Consider the following 22,947-nt stretch of genomic DNA (forward strand, 5'->3'; position numbering starts at 1 on the left):
ATATTAATCGTGAAAATTACGATTTCAGAAGCAAGCAAGCATGTAGGAAAAGAAGTAACAATTGGTGCTTGGTTAGCGAATAAACGTTCAAGTGGTAAAATTGCCTTTTTACAGCTGCGCGATGGATCAGGATTTATGCAAGGGGTAGTTGTAAAAGCTGAAGTAGAAGAAGAAACTTTTAAATTAGCTAAATCTATGACGCAAGAATCATCACTATATGTAACAGGTATAGTACGTGAAGATGAGCGCTCACCGTTTGGCTATGAATTAACAGTTACAAGCCTTGAAGTTATTCATGAAGCTGTTGATTATCCAATTACGCCAAAAGAACATGGAACAGAGTTCTTAATGGATAACCGTCATTTATGGCTGCGTTCTAAACGTCAACATGCTGTTATGAAGGTTCGTAACGAAATTATTCGTGCAACGTATGAATTCTTTAACGAAAACGGGTTTACAAAAGTAGATCCGCCAATCCTAACAGGAAGTGCTCCTGAAGGAACAACAGAATTATTCCACACGAAATATTTTGACGAAGATGCATATCTTTCTCAAAGTGGACAGCTTTATATGGAAGCAGCGGCAATGGCGCTTGGAAAAGTATTTTCATTCGGTCCAACGTTCCGTGCTGAAAAATCTAAAACACGCCGTCATTTAATTGAGTTTTGGATGATTGAACCAGAGATGGCTTTCTACCAATTCGAAGATAACTTGAAAGTACAGGAAGAGTATGTGTCTCATGTCGTACAGTCTGTTTTAACAAACTGTAAGTTAGAGTTAAATGTACTAGGCCGTGATACATCTAAGTTAGAACAAATTAAAGCGCCATTCCCTCGTATTTCGTACGATGACGCTCTTAAATTCTTACATGAAAAAGGATTTACAGACATTCAGTGGGGAGATGACTTTGGAGCACCGCATGAAACGGCTATCGCAGAAAGCTATGACAAGCCGGTATTCATTACACACTATCCAACGTCATTAAAACCATTTTATATGCAGCCAGATCCAACAAATGAAGACGTAGTATTATGCGCAGACTTAATCGCACCAGAAGGCTACGGAGAAATCATTGGAGGCTCTGAACGTATTCATGATCAAGAGCTTTTAGCTCAGCGTGTAGAAGAGCACAAATTAGATACTGAAACGTATAAGTGGTATTTAGAGCTTCGTAAGTATGGCTCAGTTCCACATTCAGGATTTGGTTTAGGCCTTGAGCGTACGGTAGCATGGATTAGCGGCGTAGAACACGTTCGTGAAACGATTCCATTCCCACGCTTATTAAACCGTCTATACCCGTAAGGAAGTGAAAAAAGTATTCTGACTCTTGTAGTCAGGATACTTTTTTAGCTTTTTTTATGAATCATAAAAAGAAAAGAAAAACGAGGCTTTTACTTATATCATAAGAAAACAAAGGCAAACATAGAAAAGAGCCTAACTTAAAAGGGAGTTGCAATTCTCGAAAAAATAAGTTAGTGTAATATTCTTGGAAGGAAGTCATCGTTCATATATATTTTATATGTGCAGAGCAATGGTACGGTTTCAGCGGAAAGTTTTACATAGAAGCTTTTTTAGCTTCGAATAATTATTACTTTGACTATAAACTTCATGATATACTAACTACTGAGGTGTTCGGATATGAAAAAAGAAACGTTAATTGAATGGTTTGAACAAGGCACAGTTTCAATTCCGAAGCTGCTGTTTAATCACTATAGCGATTTGGGAATGAACGAAACGGAATTCATGACGTTAATGCATATTTATGTTTCCATTGAAGGCGGTGAAGGTTTCCCGACACCTAACGAATTGGCGGCAAAAATGAGTATTTCAAGTGCTGTCTGTATGGATACGCTGCGAGCATTAATTCAGCGCGGCTTTTTATCTATTGAGCAAGATCAACAGCAAAACGCCCTTATTTGTGAACGTTATTCATTAAAACCGCTTTGGGAAAAGCTTATTCATCATATGATGCAAGAAACAAGAGAAGTAGAAAAAAGTGAAGAAGAACAAGAAGAGCTTAATTTATATACAATGTTTGAAAAAGAGTTCGGCAGAGCATTGTCTCCGTTTGAATGCGAAACGCTAGCGATGTGGATTGATCAAGATCATCATGATCCTATTATTATTAAAGCGGCACTAAGAGAGTCGGTGATGTCTGGAAAATTAAACTTCCGGTATATTGATCGGATTTTATTTGAATGGAAGAAAAATGGTATTCAGACCATTGATCAAGCCCGCAAGCATAGCCAAAAATTTCGTCAAAATCAACAGCCCAAAAAACTATCTTCTGTTAACCCTTCTCAGTCTACATCAGCCATTCCTTTTTTTAACTGGCTAGAGCAATGACAGGATAAAAAGCTGTTTCAAGATCCAAGTAATTGAATCTTGAAGCAGCTTTTTTAAAAGAATATGGACAAAAGTAGCATTTGACAGGAACCCTATTGTAAAATAGGAGGGAACTACCTGTAAGGAGAAGGAGAACTAGTATGTTAACGTTAAAACAAATCAGACAGTGCCTAGATGCTATGGCGGAAATGTTTCCTGACGCCCACTGTGAGTTAAATCATCGGAATCCCTTTGATTTAGTCATTGCTGTGGCGCTATCTGCTCAGTGCACAGATGCTCTAGTCAACCGCGTAACAGCGGATTTATTCAAAAAATATCAAACGCCCGAAGACTATTTAGCCGTTTCGTTAGAAGAGCTGCAGCAAGATATTAGATCAATCGGCTTATATAGAAACAAAGCTAAAAATATTCAAAAGCTCTGCCGTATGCTCATTGATGAGTATGGAGGAGAAGTTCCAACAGATCGTGATGAGCTGACCAATCTTCCAGGAGTAGGGCGTAAGACGGCTAATGTTGTTGTATCCGTAGCTTTTGGAGTACCGTCAATAGCAGTAGATACGCATGTAGAACGTGTAAGTAAACGCCTTGGGATTTGCAGGTGGAAAGATTCTGTTTTGGAAGTAGAAAAAACGCTAATGAGAAAAGTTCCGAAAGATGAATGGTCAGTTACGCATCATCGACTTATCTTTTTTGGACGCTATCACTGTAAAGCACAGTCTCCTCAATGTCATGTCTGCCCGGTTCTTGATCTTTGCCGAGAAGGAAAGAAACGAATGAAAGGAAAAGAGAAGAAGATAGATGTTACCGATTGAAGTGCCGTCACATTTCATATGCGAACCATTCTATTCAAAAGAAGATCGGATTCTTGAAGTGGGTGGAAAAAATTATTTTGCTTATGATATTTTATACGATGTACATAAAGAAACGAAAACACCCTGGAGGGATGTTCAAAAGAATATACGGCCATTTTTTGAAAAGTGGGAAACTCAAAGGGAAGAACTGCATACGCTTTTTTCTCTGCGAAAAGCAAAAGAAGCAGCTCCTTGTATGAAACAAGCTGCTGCTATGTATATTAGTTTACTGTTTTGGATTAACGGACAGCCCGTTCGGCGTTTAAATCGGCTGCAAGAAGATATAGCGGACCTAACCTATAAGCCTATTAACTGTGCTGAGAGACTTGTGTTTTTGCTGCAACGAGTTTCTTCTTATCAAGCGTATATTCAGCTGACAGAGTTATTTAATGAGCTGCGTAAGCAGTATGCAAAAATGCTTATTCTTCACAAGAAATAAAGCCCCTACACGTGTAGGGGCTTTTTACTGCTACGTTAATTTTCAGTTGTTGGCTCTTGCTGCGGTGTAGCAGATGTTGACGGCGTCGATGGTGTAGCAGGGGTTGTTGGTGGTGTCTGACTTCCTGAGTCACTTCCACCGTTGTCTGCTGGAGGAGTTGTTGTGCCTCCGTTATTACTGTTGTTGCCGCTGTTACCATCGTTAGCATTGCCGCTATCATTATTGTTATTATCGGTATTGCCGCTATTGTTACCGCCGTTATTGCTGCCATTATTGTTGTTTTGGTTATCATCCGGCTGAGTAGATGAATCGTCACCTTGATCAGAGCCGTTGTTTTGATCAGGGTTGCTATTGTCTTCATTTTGATTATCGTCCGTTGTTCCGTCATCTTCAGGCTTAGTAGAATCATCTTCGGTAGCTTGATCTGATGAATCAGGGACTTTTACAGAAGAACTAGCGCTTTCGCCCGTATTTGTTGTTACGGTGAAACTATACGTTGCGCCTGGTGCTGGGTTGGAAATTGTTTTTCCACCGGCTCCTGCGCCAGATGCGAGTTGTTCAGAACCGTTAGGAGATGACATTGTGACTGTAAAGGTCGTATCACTGGCTGCGTTTGAAGCTGACCAGTTAACTGAAATTGCTCCTCCGCTATACGAAGCAGTAATTTTTGGCTTCACATCTTTATTGTCTTTATTGTCTTTTTTCTCTTTTTTGTCCTCTTTTTTCTCTTCTTTCTTTTCTTCTTTTTCTTTCTTCACAAACGTTTGAGATACTTTTGTCGGTGCAGTACCGCGTACAAAGTATTCTTTAGTAATTAAGCTCGAAGGAGTAGAGCCGCTTGGGCGTTTTAAGTCTTTGCCCGTTGGTTTTTCCACGGAACGTTCAACTACGCTGTCCGGCTGCTTGAAACTTCCTTTAGGTTTGCCTTCAGAAATATGAGTAATAACATGCTTAAAGATATTTTTTGCCATGCCTGTTTCATTAGGACTTAAAATATAGCCATCTTTAGCAGTTTCATAGCCTGTCCATACAGAAATCGTATAGTTTGGCGTAAACCCATTAAACCAAACGTCTTTTTCACCAGCGTCTGGAATGTTGTATCGTTGTTTTTCTGCAGCACTAAAGTTCGAAGTTCCCGTTTTACCCGCAATTTCTAATCCTGGTGTACGAACAGCACGAGCTGTACCATATGATTCGTTTACAACAGATTTCATCATGTCCGTCATCATAAATGCCGTGTAATCTTGCATTGCGCGTTTTGATTTTGGTGTTAAATCAATTTCTGTTCCATCTGGGAATTTTACCTTTGTCACTGTATGAGGTGCATTGTACATACCTTCATTTGCAAAAGCGCTATAGGCTCCAGCCATTTGTAGCGGTGTAACACCTGTACGGAATCCTCCGATAGAATAAGATTCAGAATAAGCTTCGCCGTCTTCTTCGTCTAATTTTAGCCCAAGGCCCGTAGCGAACTCTTTTGCTTTGTCCGCACCGGTTGCTTGAAACGCTTTTAAAGCAGGGATATTCAGTGAACGTCCTAATGCTTCACGCGCTGAAACCCAGCCTTTATAGTTTCGTCCGAAGTTTCGGATTGGCGTGCCGTTTGAATAATGATATTCTTCATCTTTTAGCGGTTGTCCAGTGGACCACTTTAAGTTCTCAATCGCTGGACCGTAATCTAAGATCGGCTTAATGGTTGAGCCGGGCTGGCGTCTCATATTTGTTGCAAAGTTTAAGCCGCCTGATACACGATTACGTCCGCCTCCAATTGCTTGAATACCGCCTGTTTCATTATCTACAACGACAAGACCTGCTTGGAATTTATCGTTCGGGAAGTTGACTACTTTGTTATTCATCACATCATCCACATAGTCCTGAGCATTAGTGTCAAGCGTTGTATAAATTTCTAAGCCCGCAGAAAATGGATCCGCGTCTGTTTTCTTTTTTACTTCTTCGATTACTTGATCAATAAATACATCGTACTTAGATGTTGATTCAGTTTGTTTAGCTAAGTGAGCCTGTACATCTACTTGTTTTGCTTTGTCGGCCTCGGCTTGTGTAATGAAGCCGTTTTTAGCCATTAAGTTTAATACTGTGTTACGGCGTTTAGTAGCATTCTCTGGGTTTGTAACTGGGTTATAAGTAGTTGGCGCTTTTGGTAAGCCTGCCAACATAGCAGCTTCATCAAGAGTTAAATCTTTTACGCTTTTAACTCCGTAAAATTTCTCAGCTGCTCGTTCAATACCGTATACTTCACCTGATGCGAAATATATTTTGTTTAAATACATTTCAAGAATTTGTTGCTTGGAATATTTACGCTCAAGCTGGTAAGCTAACCACATTTCTTGTACTTTACGTTTAACCGTCTTCTTTGGTGATAAGAACGAATTCTTTACCACTTGCTGAGTAATCGTGCTACCGCCCTCAGCACCGAAGCCGTTTTTAAAGTTCGCCATTAATGCTCCGCCAATTCGGTAAAAGTCGACGCCGTGATGTTTATAAAAACGAACGTCTTCCGTAGCGATAAATGCGTTTTTGACGACTTGAGGGATTTCATCGTATTGCACATATGTACGTTTTTGAGCTCCAATTTCTTTTACAACTGTCTTTCCATCGTTTGCATATACTTTAGATGAAAAAGAGTTTTTTAATACCGAGTCATCAACTTTTGGAGCATCGCTTATCATAGCAAAAAAAGTTCCCACTCCGGCAATGAGCCCGATGATTCCTATTAGTAAAACTGCGGCAACAATTTTACGAAATAGGCCTCCTTTTTTCTTCTTTTTCGGTTTTCCTTGAGATTTACCTTCTGGTTTGTTGTCATTCATAGCTCTTCGTCGTTCTTCACGAGAGCGATAATTATCTGACATAAAAACTCCTACCTTTCAACGCATTGTAAGAGAATGATTTCCGTAAACATATATATCATACTCTTAAAAGTATAATTTATCTATAGTTTTTATGTAATCGATTCTCGGATGGTAACCAAGTTCGATGAAATGTCCTTTTTTTTCAATATCTGCCTTAGGGATTGATTTTCGTCCATCTTTTTTCATGGCATCCCAATAAGGAAAAAGGAACTGTGCTTCGAACAAGTATATTTCTTGTAAAGTAGAGAACATTAATATAACGAAACAAATCCCGTTTTGTTTCACAATTTGCTTCATATGTTCAATTTGATGTTCATGAAAATTACGCAGCGGAAATGAGGTTTTATTTCTCGTTTCTTTTGCTTCAAAGTCAAGGTGTTTTCCCTTATAGACTCCATTATAGTCTGTAGTAGAAGCCTGTTTAAAATAAGCTTCCTTAATAACAGCGGCACTTCTCTTCGGATAGTCTACTTTTACAATTTGAACAGGGGTTGGTTTTTTGTGAACAATGGCTATTCCTTTTGAAACATAGTATTCGTTTGTTTCGTTTAAATCGTCCTCCAGCGTCATACCACGATTGCTATAGCTAGCTTCTAGCTTTTTAGGGGAAGGACTGCTGGTATTCAATGGCTTATAAGCCTTTCCGTTAGGATAGCGAATCATAACCATCACTCCTTTAGTGTAAATCTATTAAACAAACAAATTCTATTATACCAAATCCTACAAATAAAAATAGATGAAAGAAGATGAAGAGATGTCACTCAATAGTTCGGAACAAGCGCTGTTGACGGCGATTAAAAAAACCACAGACAAGCTGAATATTGATAATATATCAAGAACGCAGGCTTATGCAACTTTTTATCATAGATATCCTGAAGTAAAGTGGGCATTTCTCGCAAGTATGGTGTCACGAAACGCAGGATGGAATATGTGTGATTTGCAAGGGAAAAACATGAAAAAAGCGTTATCAAAGCAAACGCGCGATTTATTATTTTTGACGTATGAAAGAGCAAATTGGCTTATTTTTAAAGATGTCTTCCCGCAATTACTATTGTATGCTGTTTCGCGTAAAAAACATGTCTCTTACGTTCATTTACTTCCCTATTTAAATGTTTCATCTTTTATCGAAGAGCAGTGGAGACAATTTATGCAGAGACCTTGTGAACTGCAGCTTATTCATGCGTTAATTGTGAATGAGCAGCATGTTATTCAACAGCCCGTTATTGAACAGCCTTTTTATCAAGATAGAGTGTTTAAAACTACGCTGTTTTTTTTTCAAGATATATTCCACTTTAGTTCCGTCCTTTTTCCTACTACAAAAGGGGAGCTATACGGTTGTTCTGTTCATGATTTTACAAAAGTAAATAATCGGATTGATTTGGGAAAGAAATTAGCGGCTTTATTATTTCATGAAAAGTATTATCCCTTGTTTTATGAATTTTCTTTGAAAACAAAGCATACGGGTTCGAGATACGATTATGAGCAGTATTTTGTGAATGAAATCAGTTGCCGTACACCTGCTCTTCGAAAGGTGTATCCGGCTATTAGACATCATGAAAAGAAGAGAGAAGAGTGGTTTTTAACGAAAAAAGAGGAGCAAAAGCTTATGAAAAAGCCGTCTTTTCCAAAGAAAGTTCATTTTACAAAGTGGTATCTTCAAAAGCAACAGCAGCTGTATATATTAATGAAAGTAGCGCAAGTATTTAATGTAAATAAAAACGGTCACAAGTGACCGTTTTGTTCTTAAGTAGAAGGCTGGTTAGGACCGTTTAACTTTTTAGGATCACCGTAGGTTTTTGTTTCAGGCTTATTTTTAGGCTGTGATTTTTGCTGTTTGTTGGCCATATCTAGGCACCTCCTATCATGTTGTAATAAACGTTCAGCAGCGGAATGTATCTGCTTAGCTGAAATGTCTATACTAGTGTTTTCAATATGTTCACTTTCGATTCACCATAAACGAAAATGTCGAAAACATCTTTCTTTGACGAATAGAAACTAGTTTTGTCATGTGTGAAGGGACAATGAAGAAAAGAGAGAATACGTTATGCAAAGGAAAATTTGGAGGGATGGCGATGAAACAAAGTATGGTTAAAACAAGCGAAATGATGACTTTATTAGATAGCTTACTAGAGCAAGTAGATTTAGTGGATAAAACGATGTCTACATCTATAAATGAAGCATTTACACATTGTGAAGAAACATATATGGAACAAGTTCATCGCATTGACCAATCACTGCAAGAAATTGAAGTAGCTGTGTATGAAAGCATGCCTTCCGAAACAGAATGGAATAGAAGCCGAAGAGAAATGGTTCTTCATACAGTATAAAGACTGTTTATGTTACAATAGTCATCGTAGAGGTGACGAATAACGATGAATGAAGATGTGAAAAAAAGTACGGAGATCATGTTTCAATATAATGAAGTAGCTGTAGAACGATTAGCGTCTATTCAACAGGAAGAAAATTATGAAGTGAAATTTTTTGAAGAAGTAAAGCCTTATGGAGATATTTTCTTCAAAGAACTTGATGAATGGGCTAGTCTCGTAACGGAATGGCTGAAGAAAGAGCGACCAAAATATATTCATGTTAATCAAATAGAGACGTTAAAAGAAAATTTACAAAACGTTGTACTACAGTCGTTTTATCCCGAGACGCGAGAAAAGCGATTTAAAAAGATGTATCACTCAAATAAGTATGTGCTCGAGTCGATATTGAATAATTAATCCCGGCCTTCCGTTGAGACTTATAAGGTGGGGATTTTCTATGTATGAGATTGTGACAAAAGTATTTTACACGAAATGAAAAACGAACTATCGATCAAAACTTTTGATTCGTAGTTCGTTTTTTTTGATGAGAAGCATAGGTTTCATTTGTTTTGTTCCTTCTAGCAGTTGATTGGAGATCAACTGCGGTGTCATAAGCGGTTCAGCTCATGTATCCCATTTGTTCGTCTCAAGATTGGCTTCATTTTGTTATGTCCCAGCCTCTTTTTATCATATCAATCAAAGTCTTTTTGAGATTGGATAGAAACAGCTGGGTGATCTTGTGAAGCGACTGTATCGATATGATAATCAACTTTTTCAGTATGTTTAGAAGCAACGGTGTTATTTGTTTTAGTTGCTGCACTTTGGCCTTGCTTTTTATGATCAAAATGTTTTCCACGACTCATGAGATAGACCTCCTTTATTGAATACTACGTTAAAGCTTTTATAGTATAAACAAGTCAAAAAAGAAGTATGTGTCCACTTTATAGGAAACAAAGAAACCACCGATTTCTCGGTGGTAGTAAAAAAATTAATCATCTTGTGCACTAAAATCGGGCTTAGTAGCTCCAATTTGTTCGAGTTCACGTACAGCGGCTTTGTAATTCATAGGAGTTAAAAAACCTTTTAAATACTGCTGCTGAGCAAAATCGAGTAATTCATTACTTGACTGCGGCTCATACTGTTTCACCGCAATAAAAGCTTCTTGAAGTTCGTTCACATACATGTAAATTCCCTCCTAATCCCCATTTGTGCCACTACGTATCGTAGTATCACTTGTTCTTATCGTACCATATATTTAAATAATCTCGTTTTTTTGAAAAATTTAAACTTTCGACAGAAACCTACATATTTTTGAATGTGTTTTCCAAAAGTACAAGTAGACGAACGTCACCTCTTATTTCTGCATACATACTATATATTATGTAATATTAAAAAGGAGGTATTGATTTTGCATGTATACAAGTAAGCATTATCCGTATTATGAGCAACATCAACCAGAACGTTTTGATTTAAGTCAGGTACATCCATTTCCGCAGTATCATCAGCAGCCATGGACGGAAGCTTATATGCCGCAACATCCGTACGCTCAGCAACAAATGCCTTTTGGTCCTCAGCAAATTCCCTACATGAACGGAATGTACCAGCAGCCCATGTACAATAATGCAGGTGCGCCTTTTAATCCATACCCTAAAGCTCAGCAACAAAAGCCTCAGCCTTCTCAATTTCAGTCATTAATGTCTCAGTTTAAATCGAGTGATGGCAATTACGATATGAACAAGATGATGAATACTGCGGGGCAGATGATGGGAGCCATGAACCAATTAACATCCCTAGTTAAAGGGTTTTCCGGGATTTTCAAAGTATAAGGACTAGAAGGTGTTTTCTAGTCCCTGCTTATTATTTTTTCTTTTGATTTTTCAAATAGGTTTCTCCAAGAAGTGTAAATACTTCATTGTAAGTTAATCCAGACTGAGCATTTAAACGTTTGACTTCTTCGACATCTGTTGTTGATGAAGTTGAAATTTGATGCTTGCTTTTTTTCATAAAACCTCTCCTTCTCTATGTAAAATGAATAACATCCATCTTAGTATATTTCCAAATGTGCCCTACTATAAGTGGAAAAAAACGCCGAAGACACTCATGGTTCTTCGGCTTTTTTTTGCAATAAAGATGAGTGTTTAGAGAAATTAAGAGCGGCGTGAACGACGAGTAGAACGACGTGAACGACGAGTAGAACGACGTGAACGACGAGTAGAACGACGTGAACGACGAGTAGAACGACGTGAACGACGAGTAGAACGACGAGAACGGCGAGTAGAACGACGAGAGCGGCGAGTAGAACGACGAGAGCGGCGAGAAGAACGACGAGAGCGGCGAGAAGAACGACGAGAGCGGCGAGAAGAACGACGAGAGCGGCGAGAAGAACGACGAGAGCGGCGAGAAGAACGACGAGAGCGGCGAGTAGAACGACGAGAGCGGCGAGTAGAACGACGAGAAGAACGACGAGTAGAACGACGAGAGCGGCCAGTGCTACGAGAAGAGCGACGCGGCTTTGTTAGTGGACCGGCAGTTGGCTCTTGAAACATAAAAGATTTCAGTTCTGTACATTCCAGGGCTTCAGCAGCCTCTTTAATTTTTTCAGGTGTAATATGCAATACAAAAACCTCCTTGTCAATTGGACTAGGTCTTGCATTAATAGAATACGCACTGATGCTTGTCCTTGATATGAGTCAAAAGTGGAGTTTGCGCAAATAGTTGATGCGGTGGGGTATCATGGAGAATTTACCCTTCATATACTTTAATAATTGAAGAAAGGTGGTCGAATAATGAAGCAAAAAGAAATCCCTCAATACGCTCTGTTTGTGAATGTAAAAGATTTAAAGGAAATGCAAAGAGATATTTGGTCAGAAGAAGCGATTCAGGCAACGATGAAGTTTAACAAAAAACGCTACGATATTGATTTGCTGCTAAGAGGCTCCCACATTCGGAAGATGAAAAAAAAGTCATATTATATTGAATTTTATTCTCCAAAAATATTTCAGCGAGCCAAAGAAATACACCTAAACGCTGAATACAAAGATCCATCGCTTATGCGCAACAAATTGTCCCTCGATTTTTTCTCTTCTCTGGACGTTTTATCTCCGCATTCTCAGTTTGTCACCCTTAAGATTAATGGGAAAAATGAAGGAATATATCTTCAGCTCGAATCGGTAGACGAACTATTTTTGAAAAAAAGAAATTTAGCGGATGGATCCATATTTTATGCAGTGGACGGAGATGCGAATTTTTCTTTAATGAGCGATTTGGATAAAAGGCCGAAAACAACTTTGTTATCTGGATATGAAGATAAAGCAGTAAGAGAAGGGGATGAGGAAAAATTAGAAAAGTTTATATTTAATCTTAATACGTGGACAAATACGGAATTCGAACAGAATATTGAGAAGTACCTGAACGTCGACCGCTACTTATCTTGGTTAGTCGGTATTATTTGTATGCAGAATTACGACGGTTTTGTCCATAACTATGCTCTCTATCTAAATCATGAAAGCGGGCGCTTTGAACTGATCCCATGGGATTATGATGCAACTTGGGGAAGGGATGTAAATGGAAAAGTAATGGAAGGAGACTATGTCCGCGCACAAGGATTTAATACGCTTACAGCTCGCTTACTGGCCGTGAACAGCATTAAAAAGCGATATATTCAAAAAATGAACAATGTTCTAAATAATCAATTTACAATAGAATACATGAAACCAATCATTTATCAACTGCATGAGTATATTGCTCCTTATGTATTAAAAGATCCTTACGTAAAAGATAACTTGGAACAATTTTACAAAGAACCGGAATTTATGCTGTCTTTTATAAAAGAACGAACAGCGTATATTGAAAATAACCTTTTGACTCTTTAAAAAGAGATAGATTTATAGGCAATTTATAGGCAACAGTGGATTTTGTTAATAATAGGCAAATGCAGGAAATCAATAGCTGTACATGATACGTATATATACAGTATGAATGACCAATAAGGATAACTAATAAGGAGGAAAAACAATGAGTAACTATTACTATGGCCAAGAACAAGGGCAAAATCAAAATCCGCGCCAAAAATCAAGCCAAAAACGCAGCCGAAATATACAAATGCCTGATAAAGGCTATTCTTCTCACTTCAAACCCCTAAAAGGAAGAGTGGTGACCGTTTATCGTGGAGGACCTGAATCTAAAACAGGTTATTTAGTTGACGTGCAATCAGATTATTTAATCTTAGCAGTGGAAAGCAACAATAACAATAATAACAATAATGGTGAAAATAACAACCAAAACAACCAAAACAACCAAAATAACCAAAATAATAATCAACAAGAATATACACTTGTATATTATCACTTAGCCCATGTAAAAAGTATCACTGAAGATACTATGTCAAATTCGGCACAAACGTTTACTGGAATTAGCGCAGAATTAGAATTATATCGAGGAAAAACTTTTGCTACAACTTTATCATTGATGAAAACTAAATATGTGCAGGTTAACCAAGGTGGACCTGAGAAAAAAGCAGGTCAGCTTCTTGATGTCTTAGGTTCATTTGAATCTGCTTATATAGTATTACTCACAGAGGACGACGGTGTCATCTATATTAATACTGAACACGTTAAGAGTGTGAGTGAATATCAAAACAACAATGGAAATCAAACTAGTCAATCTGCAAATGAACTCTTAGTGAGCCAAGAACCAGAATATATGAAATCCAAAAGTTTTAACGATCTTTTTGCCCACCTTTCTCATAAATGGGTATCAATCAATAATGGAGGACCTGAAGCTGTAGAGGGCGTGTTAGTACAAAGCCGAAATGGTACATTTACACTTGTGCAGAATAATCAAGTATTACGCTTACAGCCAAGACACGTTAAAACCATTTGTGTAGGAGCAAAAGGGGCTTTTAAGCAAAACGATAACAATCAAAATAATGAAGAAACAGAAGAAAATGGAGAGACTGAAGCTGCGAAGTCTACAGAAGAACGCACAGGCGGACGTACGGGAAGTCGCACAGGCGGACGTACGGGAAGCCGCACAGGTGGACGTACAGGACGCCGCACGGGTGGACGCACAGACGATCGTTCTCGAGGACGCCGCACAGGTGATCGCTCGGGAGGACGCCGTACGGGTTCACGCTCTTCAGCACCGGCCGAGAAAGTTATTAAAACGAAAAATTATCGTTGGAAAGCATGATGAAATGGAACATAAAAGGTGCTTATAAAGCACCTTTTCTATCATATAGGAAAAAGGAGGAGAATGAGAATGAGTATGAATCATTATATCAATAAAATTGTAGAGTTAGATATTTCAGGTAAAACGACATTTGTTGGCAGACTTATTGATCTTGGATTAGATATTATGGTTTTGTATAATGGACATGATTATTTGTATATTCCTCTTTTACACATGCATCGTTTGCGGGAAGTATCAGAAGAAGACTATACGGTTTTACGTGAAATAGAAGAGAACTTAATAGAAGAAAGTCAGCGGATTTCTTATCGTAATATTTTACAGCAGGCAAAAGGGAAATTTATTGAAATTTATGTAACAGGAGGAAAATCATTGCATGGCTATATTACAAGCGTGCTGAATGATTATCTTGTGTTTTATTCTCCAGTGTATAAAAATGTCTTTGTTTCTCTGCATCATTTGAAATGGCTTACCCCTTACAGTAATGAGTTAACCCCTTATTCTTTAAGTGACAAAGAGCTCCCAGTAAGACCTGCCTCTGCACCTTTTGTCAGAAACTTTGAAGAGCAGCTTAAAAAATATGAAAATCAACTGGTTGTATTAGATTTAGGGGATCAATCAGAAAAAATTGGCGTACTTAAAGAAGTTTCTAATAATATTGTTGAACTAATTACGGCAAATGGAGAAAGTATGTATTGGAAGTTAGCTCACGTAAAATCTGTACACTTGCCTTAGAAAAAGAGACCTCGCTTTCGTCTCTTTTTTTATGTGCTTATCAGGACAAGTATATTGAATAAACAAATGAGACGATTTAAATTTTTTAGAAAATTATGTTGACAATACAGAAAATCTTTATTAAAGTTATTAACAACAAACGTTAATCACCAACAATTATATAGAACTCTTATCCAGAGTGGCGGAGGGACTGGCCCTGCGATGCCCGGCAACCATCAAATGAAACATTCATTTGAACGGTGCTAATTCCTGTGGAACATCAGTATTGTTCTAACAGATGAGAGAAATCGTGTATAAACGAACACTCTTCCATCTGTGAAGAGTGTTTTTTATTTTGAGTTAAGGAGAGAAATAGATGAAAATTGAAACATTATTAGTTCGTTCAGGAGTAGGCCGTGACCCTTCAACAGGTTCTATTACAACACCCATTTACCAAGCATCAACATTTGCTCATCCTGCTTTAGGGCAAAGTACAGGATTTGACTATGCACGTACGGCAAATCCTACTCGTGCAGCATTGGAAGAAGCAATTGCTGCTTTGGAAAAAGGAGAAGTAGGAGTAGCATTCGCTTCAGGAATGGCGGGGGTAATGGCAGTTTTAGCACTATTTAAAAACGGAGATCATTTAATTGTATCAGAGGATTTATACGGAGGAACGTACCGAGTACTAAATGAAATTTTTTCAGAGCAAGGAATTACTGTTTCATACGTCAACACAGCCCATCTCGAACAAGTAAAAGATGCGCTTCGTCCCAATACGAAAGCTTTATTTATTGAAACACCTACGAATCCAATGATGCACGTGACTGATTTGCCAGAAGCAATTGCGTTAGCTAAACAGCATGATTTGCTTACTATCGTTGACAATACCTTCATGTCCCCTTATTATCAGCGTCCTTTAGAGCTTGGAGCAGATATTGTGATACATAGTGCAAGCAAATACATTGGGGGTCATAATGATGTAGTTGCTGGTCTTGTAGTGGCTCGATGTAGTAGCTTAGGAGAGAAAATTCGTTTTTATCAAAATGCAGCTGGGGCAATCTTAGGTCCACAGGATAGCTGGCTGTTATTACGCGGTGTTAAAACGCTAGCGCTTCGTATGGAAAAGCATAATGAAAATGCACTGAAAATTGCAAATTGGCTTACTGCTCATGATCTCGTGGAAAAAGTGTATTACCCTGGTCTTGAAACACATCCAGGCTATGAAATCATGAAGAAACAAGCAACTGGATTTGGAGGCATGATTTCTTTTGCTGTCTCACACCCTGACATCGTTTCAGTACTTTTAGAAAATGTCAAAGTTATTACATTTGCAGAAAGCTTAGGGGGCGTGGAAAGTTTAATGACATTCCCAGCTCGTCAAACACATGCTGATATTCCGGAAGAAATTCGAAATCGTGTCGGAGTAACAAACTGTTTACTGCGATTATCAGTTGGAATTGAGCACGCAGATGATTTAATTAAAGATTTGAAGGAGGCATTTGATGCATACCAACAATAATAAATATAGATTTGGTACGAACTTAATTCATGCAAATACAGGAATTGACGGTCATTTTGGAGCGGTTAACGTACCTATTTATCAGGTATCTACATTTAACCAAGAAGATGAGACGAACAACGGCCGCTATGACTATTCTCGTTCAGGAAATCCAACTCGTGAGGCTTTAGAAAACAGCATTGCTCAGCTAGAAAATGGATACGCTGGTTTTGCTTTTTCATCAGGTATGGCTGCTATCTCATCGGTGTTATCTATTTTTGAATCAGGGGATGAAATTTTAGTTTCACATGATACGTACGGCGGGACATATCGTGTATTAACACGGTTATTTTCAAAGTTTGGTATCAAAACAACTTTTGTTGATACAACGAAGGTTGAGAAAGTAGAAGAAGCTATCACAAAAGATACGAAGGCTATTTATATCGAAAGCCCTTCAAATCCATTTTTACAGGTAACGGATATTAAAGCAGTAGCAAGTTTGGCGAAGGAGCGCAACCTCCTTACAATTGTGGATAACACGTTTTTAACACCTTATCTACAGCAGCCGATTGACCTTGGCGTAAATATTGTGATTCATAGTGCTACAAAATATATCAGCGGTCACAGTGACGTCATTGGCGGTCTAGTTGTGGTAAGCGATGAAAAGCTAGCAGAAGAAGTAAAGTTTGTACAAAATGCTTTTGGTGCTATCTTAGGACCGCAGGATTGTTTTTTACTGCTTCGAGGAATTAAGACATTAAAAGTTCGTTTAGATCAGCAGTTAAAAACAGCGCTGCAGTTTGCAAAGTGGCTTGAAGAACAATCTCTAGTGAGCCGTGTATACTACCCGGGTTTAAAAAGTCATCCAGACCACAAACTGATTTCAGAACAAGCAAATGGATATGGAGCTATGATTTCTTTCCAAGTACAGGATGAAAAAGTAGCGCGACATATTTTACAAGGAGTCAAATTGGCTTCAATTGGTGTTAGTCTAGGTGCAGTTGAATCCATTCTAACGCATCCTGCAACAATGTCTCATGCGAGTATCCCAAAAGAAGTGCGTGAAGAAAAAGGAATTACTGATTCACTTCTTCGCCTTTCAGTAGGGTTAGAGGAATTCGAGGATTTGAAGCAAGACTTTAACGCTGTTTTTCAAAGCTTAGAAGAAAAGGCGTTAATTAAATAAAGAAAAGAGACTGGGACAAAAGTATTCTAGTTAAAGTTAAACAAGAACTATTAATCAAAATTACTGATTAATAGTTCTTGTTTTTTGTTGTCACGGTGAACGTAGGTTTCATCTATTTCGTTGCTTCTAGCGGTTGATTGGAGGGCAAGGCGAAGACTCCTGCGGGAAAAGCGGAAGGGGTGAGACCCCGCAGGAGCACAAGCGACGAGGAGGCTCATCGGCCGCCCGCGGAAAGCGAAGTCTTGCACGGAAATCAACCGCGGTGTCACAAGCCGTTCAGCTCCTTTATCCCATTTGTTCGTCTTTACACTGGATTGATATCCGTTATATACAGCTATCTAAAAGGTTTGTGTATAGGGACGTAAGCGCAACTTTTTCATCAGAGGAAAGACTGCTGTTTAGAATTCTTTTTATGCCAAGATGATATTTTACATACGGTGTTTGCCGGACGCGTGGATGAGTCATTTCATCTTTTAAATCCTTCATAATGGCTTCGTGAAGCTGATCTTCACTTGTCATGGCTTGTTTAGAAGCGAACGAACGGTTCAACCATAGGGTTTGATAAGCTGCTAGTAAATGTTCAGAAGTCATTGTGCAAAGAGCTCCTTTAAATTAGTTTCTTCATTATAATAATCTATAGTTTACCATAAGTATTAATACGTGTACGTAACTTTTACAGAAGCAGATACAGTCAAGGACTGAGCTTGAATAGGGGGAGAGGCTGCTAATAACTTAGGCGAGGAGCCAGATGACTGATAGACGGGGCCTTCTTCGATTAAAATGGGGATTTGGTTAATAGGGAGCTGCAGCGTGTTGGCAATGGTAAAGGCCTTTTCTTTAGCGTTAAGCAAAGCTTTACTTATCGCTTCTTGTTCATATTTATCATCATTTGTAACGTGGAATTGAAGATCTTGCGCTACGTTGGCTCCGCTTGAAAAAGTAGCGTTATAGACATCGCCAGCTTGTTTTACATCTTGTACTCTTACTCTAAATAAGTGCTGTACTTCGTATCCTGTAAGAGTCGATTTTCCATCACTGTAATCATATTTAGGGTTTATGGTAAACGAAGCTGTTTCAATTTGCTGGTCATTGATTCCAAGTTTTTTTATCTCTTGCAGCAAAGTATTTGAAACAGCTGAATTTTCTTTTAAGGCTTCTTGAACGTCTCGATTTTCCGTGCGGGTTCCAATCGTCATGGAAATTTCATTGGGAACTGCTGAAACACTTCCTTCCCCAATTACTTTAATTTCTCTATTTTGTGTATCTACGCGCAGTTGCTGTGTAGGTTCATAAGGGAAATAAGAATGTTGCATACCAAAAACCTCCTTTATTGATCTTTAGTATATATATGATAAGAAAAGGAGATTAAAAACAAAAAGAGATTGAGACATAACTAAATCAACCGCTAGAAGCACCTACATACATGAAACCTACATTCACCATACCAATAAAAAAATCCGAACGAATTTGATTCTTCATCAAGAATCAAATTCGTTCGGATCTTCCTTCAACTAACATACTTTTCTTCAGCTTCTTTTTGTTTATTTCGATTCTTTTATTAAGATTTCTTTCATTTCAATGAATTGATTTTGAACATCGTTTGACGGTTTCTTTGTTAGTAAACTTACAATAATAACAGCTAATAAGCTTAAAAAGAACCCAGGAATCATTTCGTAAAGGGCATCCTTCAATGGAGTATTTACCCAAATTAATACTGTAGCAGCACCTACAATCATCCCTGCAAGTGCTCCCCATCGAGTCATACGCTTCCAGTAAAGACTTAGTAAAATAGCAGGACCAAAAGCTGAACCAAATCCAGCCCAAGCATATCCAACCAGCCCTAAAATCGTATCACTAGGTTTTAAAGAAAGCAAAATGCCAATAATTGCAACACCTAAAACCGCAGCTCTTCCAACCGTCACAAGCTCTTTGTCAGAGGCCTTGCGTCGGAAAAATGTTTTATAAAAGTCTTCTGTAACAGAGCTTGCCGTTACAAGCAGCTGAGAAGAAATGGTACTCATAATTGCCGCTAGTAAAGCTGCATATAAGAATCCAGTAATTAACGGATTGAAGAGTATATCCGCAAATTTAATAAAAATAGTTTCAGGATCTGCTAGTTTCATACCTGTTTTTTCTACATATGCAATCCCAACAAGTCCTGTCAGCATAGCACCAATAATAGAAATAATCATCCAGCTCATTCCAATACGACGTGCGGGTTTTAACTCCTTAACAGAAGAGATAGCCATAAAGCGAACGATAATATGAGGCTGCCCGAAATAGCCAAGTCCCCAGGCTAAGAAAGATATAATACCTAAAACGGTCGTACCTTTAAAAATGTCAAGATATGCTGGATTAATGTCCTGTACAATATCTATTGTTGTGTTAACGCCTCCAACATTGGTGAAAGCTACAATAGGTACTAAAACTAAGGCAAGAAACATAATAACACCTTGAACAAAATCTGTTAAACTAACGGCTAAAAATCCGCCGAAAAGGGTGTAGGCAATAACAACAGATGCTGTTACAAATAAGCCAATTTGATAATTCACACCAAATGCCGATTCGAACAATCGTCCGCCTGATACCATACCAGCTGAAGTGTAAAGAGTGAAGAAAATAAAGATAACAATCGCTGATACTGTTCGAAGAATCTTGGCATGGTCGCCAAAGCGGTTTTCAAAAAAGTCTGGAATTGTAATGGAGTCATTCGCTACTTCCGTATAAGTGCGAAGACGCGGAGCGAGGATTAAATAATTTAAATAAGCACCAATAGATAAACCTACTGCAAGCCATAAACTTGAAAGACCTGTCACATACATGGATCCTGGAAGCCCCATTAACATCCATCCACTCATATCTGAAGCGCCAGCTGAAAGCGCAGTAACGGCCGGACCTAGTCCGCGTCCGCCTAGCATGTAACCCGATACGTCTTGAGTTGTTTTTGTGTAGGCATACCATCCTATTCCAAGCATTCCTACAAAATAAATGCCCAGTGAAATATAAACACCAATATCCACCAAATCTCCCCTTTATGCATTTTTTATGCACGAAACGAGCACTGCTCGCCATGCAAACATCTTATGGTTTCTAAAACTAACAAACTTTTCCCTTACTATCAACCCACAAAACCGTAAATTACCTAAGTCTAAAATCCCCTAAACCTTTATATTATAGAGATGAAAACGTTTTCGAAATAAAGTAAAATAAAAATATTCAGAAATTTACAAGCGCATTTTTTATGCAATATTTTATGCAATAGGTAAAATGAAAAGAGCATTTTATAAAATGCTCTTTTGACATTCATGTATATTAGCGTGAGTTCGGGAATACGCGGCGAACAACTTCTGAAAACTCGTCAAATAGTCCAGAGACTGGTTTGCCGGTTTGAAGCTTGTCTACATATCCGTTCATACGGTTTACAAAGTCAGGGTTTGTTGATACAAACACTCGATGAACACTGCCGTCAGCTTTTCTCACTTCATGTGCGATCTTATGCTCCATATCTTTTGTGAGATTACCTTCTTTGTTATCGTCTAATACAGCTGCTACGTAAGCTGTATGATCGGTTACGATTACGTTAGCATCTTTAACGTTTTTTAACGCTACGATACGATCAGCAGCCACATCGGCTACTCTCATTCCGCCCGACTGGTTATATTGTTCTTTTTCGTTACGCTGTACATCTTGCGTATCGTTTACGTCATTCATTTTCGTTTTATTGTTTCCATTTTCATATGTGACGTTGCGGACTGTATCATCATCAATGACGCCATCTTTACCTTGATCTGCTGTGCTGCAGCCGAATAAAGAAAGGGTCGTCATGCAGCCTACAACAAACAAAAACGATTTCTTCATGATAGTATCACTCCTTATAAGTTTTAACCTTTCTTATAATTTGTTAAAAACGTGTGAAGCATACATGAAAAATATAAAAAAGCCTATACTATCGAAAAAGGAGGAATATGTATGAGTGGAATTCAACAAAGCATATTTGTGCTTCATACAAAAGAAGAAAACCATGAAGAAACAACAACGTTTGCACTAACTTCAGAAGAAGCTAAGTTATTATTTGAGACCCTGCAAAATAAACGAAAAGAAATTATCGATGCCCATATTGATAACATGTTGACGTAAGGAAGATCAATATTTTGCAAAACGGCTGAGCCATATGCTAAGAATGGCCCAATATTTGCATTCTACATATAGGTATAGTATAATGTAAACGCAACCAAATTTAATAAATGTAATGAATACTACGCTTGACCATACACTCGAATTAGATTTAGTGAAAATTCACTTGTTATAAAGGAGATCTACTTCGCGTAGGTCTCTTTTATAATATGTGAATTTTTTATTTACGGTATAAATGTAAATATAGATTAACATATTAAAATTTTTACATTTTCGGAGGTTTTTTACATGGCTACTACAGGTACAGTAAAATGGTTTAACAGTGAAAAGGGCTTCGGTTTTATCGAAGTACCAGGCGAAAATGACGTATTCGTTCATTTTTCAGCTATCCAATCTGAAGGCTTCAAAACATTAGAAGAAGGCCAAAAAGTTGAATTTGAAATCGTTGAAGGTCAACGTGGACCTCAAGCGGAGAATGTTGTAAAATTATAATTCAACGCTACATATGAAAGCTGCCGATAGGCAGCTTTTTTTATACAAATTTGTTTTATTTGTATGATTAAGAAAATAGATTAAAGTAGGGGAGAAGGGAAGGCATGAGTTCATTTCATTGCTGTGCCACATGTGAACATTTTCGAAGCATTAAATTGGATAAGGGAATGAAGTATCGATGCAAAAGACTAGGCTATGAAACCCGTCCTTCTTATCAGTTTACATGCTGGGAGCCAAAAGAAGTAGTTAAAAAGCTAATGGAAAAACGAAATCAAAAATGAGGATTGGACATAACGCAATCAATTCAATCTACAGACGAACAAATGAGATAAATGAGCTAGTAGGGATCGTTTTTTACACAACAGCTAGAAGCAGTTACATACATAAAACCTATGTTCACTCTACCAATGAAAAAATCCGAACGAGTTTGATTCTCCACCAAGAATCTCGATTCATCGTTCGGATTTTCCTTCAACTAAAATACGTTTGTCCCAGTCTCTTTTAATTATTCCTCGTTATTTGTACCTTCCTCTGAAGGTAAGTGCTTCCCGCAAAACTCTTTTACAGCTTCTTCTTCCTCTTCTTCAAGGTCGAAGTCTAATACTTTATTTGTTGAAACTTCGTAAAAATGAGTTTGGGCAATAGAAGTGTTATCTTCGCCTTTAATATATACTAAGCGTAGTGCTAGGTCGTTGCCCGTATATAATTCATCATCTTCTTCTACCTCAATGTATAAATGAAATTCATAGCGTTCACCTAGAAGGAGACCAAATGGATCCTGCAATTGTTCAGCTGTATATTCTTTAATTGTAAACATATGTACGTCCTTTCCATATATCAGTAAAATGCTTGCATCATCTATTATAGTTTTTCTTTGCAAAGAAAGAAAGTGCAGGCGTAATTCATGCACGGATTTATTCC

General features: G+C 38.1%; 29 protein-coding genes and 1 riboswitch. Of the genes, 17 read left to right on the forward strand and 12 right to left on the reverse strand.

What is annotated here, in order from left to right; all coding sequences use genetic code 11:
* The first annotated feature begins 9 nt into the window (after positions 1-9).
* The 4 genes from asnS (at position 10) to OK414_RS06865 (ending at position 3,636) form a co-directional block, all read left to right on the forward strand.
* Complete coding sequence (gene asnS, locus OK414_RS06850; protein ID WP_013082328.1) at positions 10-1,302, forward strand: asparagine--tRNA ligase; 1,293 nt, start codon at positions 10-12, stop codon at positions 1,300-1,302.
* A gap of 336 nt (positions 1,303-1,638) precedes the next feature.
* Positions 1,639-2,346, forward strand: a complete 708-nt coding sequence (locus OK414_RS06855; protein WP_016763459.1) for a DnaD domain-containing protein — start codon at positions 1,639-1,641, stop codon at positions 2,344-2,346.
* 140 nt (positions 2,347-2,486) lie between these two features.
* A complete protein-coding gene (gene nth / locus OK414_RS06860; RefSeq protein WP_034653428.1) occupies positions 2,487-3,158 on the forward strand; it encodes an endonuclease III in 672 nt (223 codons plus the stop codon).
* Positions 3,145-3,636 carry a YpoC family protein gene (locus tag OK414_RS06865; protein ID WP_034653426.1) on the forward strand — a complete coding sequence of 164 codons (492 nt, stop codon included), beginning with the start codon at positions 3,145-3,147 and terminating at the stop codon, positions 3,634-3,636. Before nth ends, OK414_RS06865 begins: the two co-directional genes overlap by 14 nt.
* A 35-nt stretch (positions 3,637-3,671) precedes the next feature.
* Here the strand turns inward: OK414_RS06865 and OK414_RS06870 are convergent, their stop codons facing one another.
* Positions 3,672-6,506: a transglycosylase domain-containing protein gene (locus OK414_RS06870; protein WP_034653424.1), complete on the reverse strand. Its 2,835-nt coding sequence runs from the start codon at positions 6,504-6,506 to the stop codon at positions 3,672-3,674.
* A gap of 63 nt (positions 6,507-6,569) precedes the next feature.
* Entirely contained in the window at positions 6,570-7,169 is a 600-nt protein-coding gene (recU, locus tag OK414_RS06875) for a Holliday junction resolvase RecU (protein ID WP_014460963.1), read from the reverse strand.
* 73 nt (positions 7,170-7,242) lie between these two features.
* On the opposite strand from recU, the gene OK414_RS06880 reads away from it, so the two are divergent.
* Entirely contained in the window at positions 7,243-8,238 is a 996-nt protein-coding gene (locus tag OK414_RS06880) for a DUF2515 domain-containing protein (RefSeq protein WP_263045425.1), read from the forward strand.
* Between the two features lie 11 nt (positions 8,239-8,249).
* Here OK414_RS06880 and OK414_RS29960 read toward each other — a convergent pair whose 3' ends face one another.
* Positions 8,250-8,351 carry a hypothetical protein gene (locus OK414_RS29960; protein WP_016763465.1) on the reverse strand — a complete coding sequence of 34 codons (102 nt, stop codon included), beginning with the start codon at positions 8,349-8,351 and terminating at the stop codon, positions 8,250-8,252.
* A gap of 227 nt (positions 8,352-8,578) precedes the next feature.
* Between OK414_RS29960 and OK414_RS06885 the strand changes: the two genes are divergently transcribed.
* Positions 8,579-8,833 carry a hypothetical protein gene (locus OK414_RS06885; RefSeq protein ID WP_013056112.1) on the forward strand — a complete coding sequence of 85 codons (255 nt, stop codon included), beginning with the start codon at positions 8,579-8,581 and terminating at the stop codon, positions 8,831-8,833.
* 45 nt (positions 8,834-8,878) lie between these two features.
* Positions 8,879-9,229 (forward strand): YppE family protein, encoded by a 351-nt coding sequence (locus OK414_RS06890; protein WP_034653420.1) that lies wholly within the window; start codon positions 8,879-8,881, stop codon positions 9,227-9,229.
* 275 nt (positions 9,230-9,504) lie between these two features.
* On the opposite strand, the gene OK414_RS06895 is transcribed toward OK414_RS06890, so the two are convergent.
* Positions 9,505-9,675: a hypothetical protein gene (locus OK414_RS06895; RefSeq protein ID WP_170943810.1), complete on the reverse strand. Its 171-nt coding sequence runs from the start codon at positions 9,673-9,675 to the stop codon at positions 9,505-9,507.
* 125 nt (positions 9,676-9,800) lie between these two features.
* Positions 9,801-9,995, reverse strand: coding sequence for a YppF family protein (locus OK414_RS06900; protein WP_013056115.1), 195 nt, complete (start codon positions 9,993-9,995; stop codon positions 9,801-9,803).
* Between the two features lie 229 nt (positions 9,996-10,224).
* Between OK414_RS06900 and OK414_RS06905 the strand changes: the two genes are divergently transcribed.
* Positions 10,225-10,638 (forward strand): YppG family protein, encoded by a 414-nt coding sequence (locus OK414_RS06905; RefSeq protein ID WP_013056116.1) that lies wholly within the window; start codon positions 10,225-10,227, stop codon positions 10,636-10,638.
* A gap of 31 nt (positions 10,639-10,669) precedes the next feature.
* On the opposite strand, the gene OK414_RS06910 is transcribed toward OK414_RS06905, so the two are convergent.
* Both OK414_RS06910 and OK414_RS06915 read right to left on the reverse strand, forming a co-directional pair.
* Positions 10,670-10,816: a hypothetical protein gene (locus tag OK414_RS06910; protein WP_016763466.1), complete on the reverse strand. Its 147-nt coding sequence runs from the start codon at positions 10,814-10,816 to the stop codon at positions 10,670-10,672.
* Between the two features lie 143 nt (positions 10,817-10,959).
* Positions 10,960-11,427 carry a CotG/ExsB N-terminal domain-containing protein gene (locus tag OK414_RS06915; RefSeq protein ID WP_263045424.1) on the reverse strand — a complete coding sequence of 156 codons (468 nt, stop codon included), beginning with the start codon at positions 11,425-11,427 and terminating at the stop codon, positions 10,960-10,962.
* 171 nt (positions 11,428-11,598) lie between these two features.
* Here OK414_RS06915 and OK414_RS06920 point away from each other — a divergent pair, with 171 nt between their 5' ends.
* From OK414_RS06920 to OK414_RS06945, 6 genes are all read left to right on the forward strand, one after another.
* Positions 11,599-12,684 carry a CotH kinase family protein gene (locus OK414_RS06920; RefSeq protein WP_095379853.1) on the forward strand — a complete coding sequence of 362 codons (1,086 nt, stop codon included), beginning with the start codon at positions 11,599-11,601 and terminating at the stop codon, positions 12,682-12,684.
* A 229-nt stretch (positions 12,685-12,913) separates the two neighbouring features.
* Complete coding sequence (locus OK414_RS06925) at positions 12,914-14,002, forward strand: spore coat protein (RefSeq protein ID WP_404932064.1); 1,089 nt, start codon at positions 12,914-12,916, stop codon at positions 14,000-14,002.
* Positions 14,003-14,071: 69 nt separating this feature from the next.
* The gene (locus OK414_RS06930) at positions 14,072-14,734 is read left to right on the forward strand and encodes a hypothetical protein (protein WP_014460954.1); all 663 of its coding nucleotides are present in this window, start codon (positions 14,072-14,074) and stop codon (positions 14,732-14,734) included.
* Between the two features lie 166 nt (positions 14,735-14,900).
* Positions 14,901-15,018: riboswitch (SAM riboswitch) on the forward strand.
* A 71-nt stretch (positions 15,019-15,089) separates the two neighbouring features.
* Positions 15,090-16,235, forward strand: a complete 1,146-nt coding sequence (locus OK414_RS06935; protein WP_263045423.1) for a trans-sulfuration enzyme family protein — start codon at positions 15,090-15,092, stop codon at positions 16,233-16,235.
* Positions 16,219-17,400, forward strand: a complete 1,182-nt coding sequence (locus OK414_RS06940) for a trans-sulfuration enzyme family protein (RefSeq protein ID WP_034653408.1) — start codon at positions 16,219-16,221, stop codon at positions 17,398-17,400. Before OK414_RS06935 ends, OK414_RS06940 begins: the two co-directional genes overlap by 17 nt.
* A 133-nt stretch (positions 17,401-17,533) precedes the next feature.
* Entirely contained in the window at positions 17,534-17,824 is a 291-nt protein-coding gene (locus OK414_RS06945) for a hypothetical protein (RefSeq protein WP_080967529.1), read from the forward strand.
* On the opposite strand, the gene OK414_RS06950 is transcribed toward OK414_RS06945, so the two are convergent.
* The 4 genes from OK414_RS06950 to OK414_RS06965 all read right to left on the reverse strand — a co-directional run bounded on the left by OK414_RS06950 (position 17,725) and on the right by OK414_RS06965 (position 21,258).
* A complete protein-coding gene (locus tag OK414_RS06950; RefSeq protein ID WP_013082344.1) occupies positions 17,725-17,991 on the reverse strand; it encodes a hypothetical protein in 267 nt (88 codons plus the stop codon). The two genes, OK414_RS06945 and OK414_RS06950, sit on opposite strands and share 100 nt — an antisense overlap.
* A 62-nt stretch (positions 17,992-18,053) precedes the next feature.
* Positions 18,054-18,713 (reverse strand): SIMPL domain-containing protein, encoded by a 660-nt coding sequence (locus OK414_RS06955; protein ID WP_016763472.1) that lies wholly within the window; start codon positions 18,711-18,713, stop codon positions 18,054-18,056.
* A 228-nt stretch (positions 18,714-18,941) separates the two neighbouring features.
* Positions 18,942-20,420, reverse strand: coding sequence for a sodium/proline symporter PutP (gene putP, locus OK414_RS06960; RefSeq protein WP_034653403.1), 1,479 nt, complete (start codon positions 20,418-20,420; stop codon positions 18,942-18,944).
* A 292-nt stretch (positions 20,421-20,712) separates the two neighbouring features.
* Positions 20,713-21,258, reverse strand: a complete 546-nt coding sequence (locus tag OK414_RS06965; RefSeq protein WP_016763474.1) for a YhcN/YlaJ family sporulation lipoprotein — start codon at positions 21,256-21,258, stop codon at positions 20,713-20,715.
* A gap of 111 nt (positions 21,259-21,369) precedes the next feature.
* On the opposite strand from OK414_RS06965, the gene OK414_RS06970 reads away from it, so the two are divergent.
* From OK414_RS06970 to OK414_RS06980, 3 genes are all read left to right on the forward strand, one after another.
* Complete coding sequence (locus tag OK414_RS06970) at positions 21,370-21,537, forward strand: hypothetical protein (RefSeq protein WP_013056129.1); 168 nt, start codon at positions 21,370-21,372, stop codon at positions 21,535-21,537.
* A gap of 285 nt (positions 21,538-21,822) precedes the next feature.
* On the forward strand, positions 21,823-22,026 hold the full coding sequence (locus OK414_RS06975; RefSeq protein WP_013056130.1) for a cold-shock protein: 204 nt from the start codon (positions 21,823-21,825) through the stop codon (positions 22,024-22,026).
* A gap of 104 nt (positions 22,027-22,130) precedes the next feature.
* Entirely contained in the window at positions 22,131-22,307 is a 177-nt protein-coding gene (locus OK414_RS06980) for a hypothetical protein (protein ID WP_162837670.1), read from the forward strand.
* Between the two features lie 224 nt (positions 22,308-22,531).
* Here OK414_RS06980 and OK414_RS06985 read toward each other — a convergent pair whose 3' ends face one another.
* Positions 22,532-22,843 (reverse strand): DUF6509 family protein, encoded by a 312-nt coding sequence (locus OK414_RS06985; protein ID WP_013056132.1) that lies wholly within the window; start codon positions 22,841-22,843, stop codon positions 22,532-22,534.
* Positions 22,844-22,947 lie beyond the last annotated feature (104 nt).

Source organism: Priestia sp. JV24 (assembly GCF_025910025.1).
Classification (GTDB): Bacteria; Bacillota; Bacilli; order Bacillales; family Bacillaceae_H; genus Priestia; species Priestia megaterium.

Bases quoted from the DNA above. Each gene is read 5' to 3' on its own strand.
- OK414_RS06920 (WP_095379853.1), top strand. From the start codon at position 11,599: ATGAAGCAAAAAGAAATCCCTCAATACGCTCTGTTTGTGAATGTAAAA.
- OK414_RS06855 (WP_016763459.1), top strand. From the start codon at position 1,639: ATGAAAAAAGAAACGTTAATTGAATGGTTTGAACAAGGCACAGTTTCA.
- OK414_RS06940 (WP_034653408.1), top strand. From the start codon at position 16,219: ATGCATACCAACAATAATAAATATAGATTTGGTACGAACTTAATTCAT.
- OK414_RS06925 (WP_404932064.1), top strand. From the start codon at position 12,914: ATGCCTGATAAAGGCTATTCTTCTCACTTCAAACCCCTAAAAGGAAGA.
- OK414_RS06890 (WP_034653420.1), top strand. From the start codon at position 8,879: ATGAATGAAGATGTGAAAAAAAGTACGGAGATCATGTTTCAATATAAT.
- nth (WP_034653428.1), top strand. From the start codon at position 2,487: ATGTTAACGTTAAAACAAATCAGACAGTGCCTAGATGCTATGGCGGAA.
- OK414_RS06870 (WP_034653424.1), bottom strand. From the start codon at position 6,506: ATGTCAGATAATTATCGCTCTCGTGAAGAACGACGAAGAGCTATGAAT.
- OK414_RS06895 (WP_170943810.1), bottom strand. From the start codon at position 9,675: ATGAGTCGTGGAAAACATTTTGATCATAAAAAGCAAGGCCAAAGTGCA.
- OK414_RS06985 (WP_013056132.1), bottom strand. From the start codon at position 22,843: ATGTTTACAATTAAAGAATATACAGCTGAACAATTGCAGGATCCATTT.
- OK414_RS29960 (WP_016763465.1), bottom strand. From the start codon at position 8,351: ATGGCCAACAAACAGCAAAAATCACAGCCTAAAAATAAGCCTGAAACA.
- OK414_RS06910 (WP_016763466.1), bottom strand. From the start codon at position 10,816: ATGAAAAAAAGCAAGCATCAAATTTCAACTTCATCAACAACAGATGTC.
- recU (WP_014460963.1), bottom strand. From the start codon at position 7,169: ATGATTCGCTATCCTAACGGAAAGGCTTATAAGCCATTGAATACCAGC.
- OK414_RS06950 (WP_013082344.1), bottom strand. From the start codon at position 17,991: ATGACTTCTGAACATTTACTAGCAGCTTATCAAACCCTATGGTTGAAC.
- OK414_RS06905 (WP_013056116.1), top strand. From the start codon at position 10,225: ATGTATACAAGTAAGCATTATCCGTATTATGAGCAACATCAACCAGAA.
- OK414_RS06965 (WP_016763474.1), bottom strand. From the start codon at position 21,258: ATGAAGAAATCGTTTTTGTTTGTTGTAGGCTGCATGACGACCCTTTCT.
- OK414_RS06930 (WP_014460954.1), top strand. From the start codon at position 14,072: ATGAGTATGAATCATTATATCAATAAAATTGTAGAGTTAGATATTTCA.
- OK414_RS06955 (WP_016763472.1), bottom strand. From the start codon at position 18,713: ATGCAACATTCTTATTTCCCTTATGAACCTACACAGCAACTGCGCGTA.
- OK414_RS06885 (WP_013056112.1), top strand. From the start codon at position 8,579: ATGAAACAAAGTATGGTTAAAACAAGCGAAATGATGACTTTATTAGAT.
- OK414_RS06900 (WP_013056115.1), bottom strand. From the start codon at position 9,995: ATGTATGTGAACGAACTTCAAGAAGCTTTTATTGCGGTGAAACAGTAT.
- OK414_RS06880 (WP_263045425.1), top strand. From the start codon at position 7,243: ATGAAAGAAGATGAAGAGATGTCACTCAATAGTTCGGAACAAGCGCTG.
- OK414_RS06980 (WP_162837670.1), top strand. From the start codon at position 22,131: ATGAGTTCATTTCATTGCTGTGCCACATGTGAACATTTTCGAAGCATT.
- OK414_RS06975 (WP_013056130.1), top strand. From the start codon at position 21,823: ATGGCTACTACAGGTACAGTAAAATGGTTTAACAGTGAAAAGGGCTTC.
- OK414_RS06935 (WP_263045423.1), top strand. From the start codon at position 15,090: ATGAAAATTGAAACATTATTAGTTCGTTCAGGAGTAGGCCGTGACCCT.
- OK414_RS06970 (WP_013056129.1), top strand. From the start codon at position 21,370: ATGAGTGGAATTCAACAAAGCATATTTGTGCTTCATACAAAAGAAGAA.
- OK414_RS06865 (WP_034653426.1), top strand. From the start codon at position 3,145: ATGTTACCGATTGAAGTGCCGTCACATTTCATATGCGAACCATTCTAT.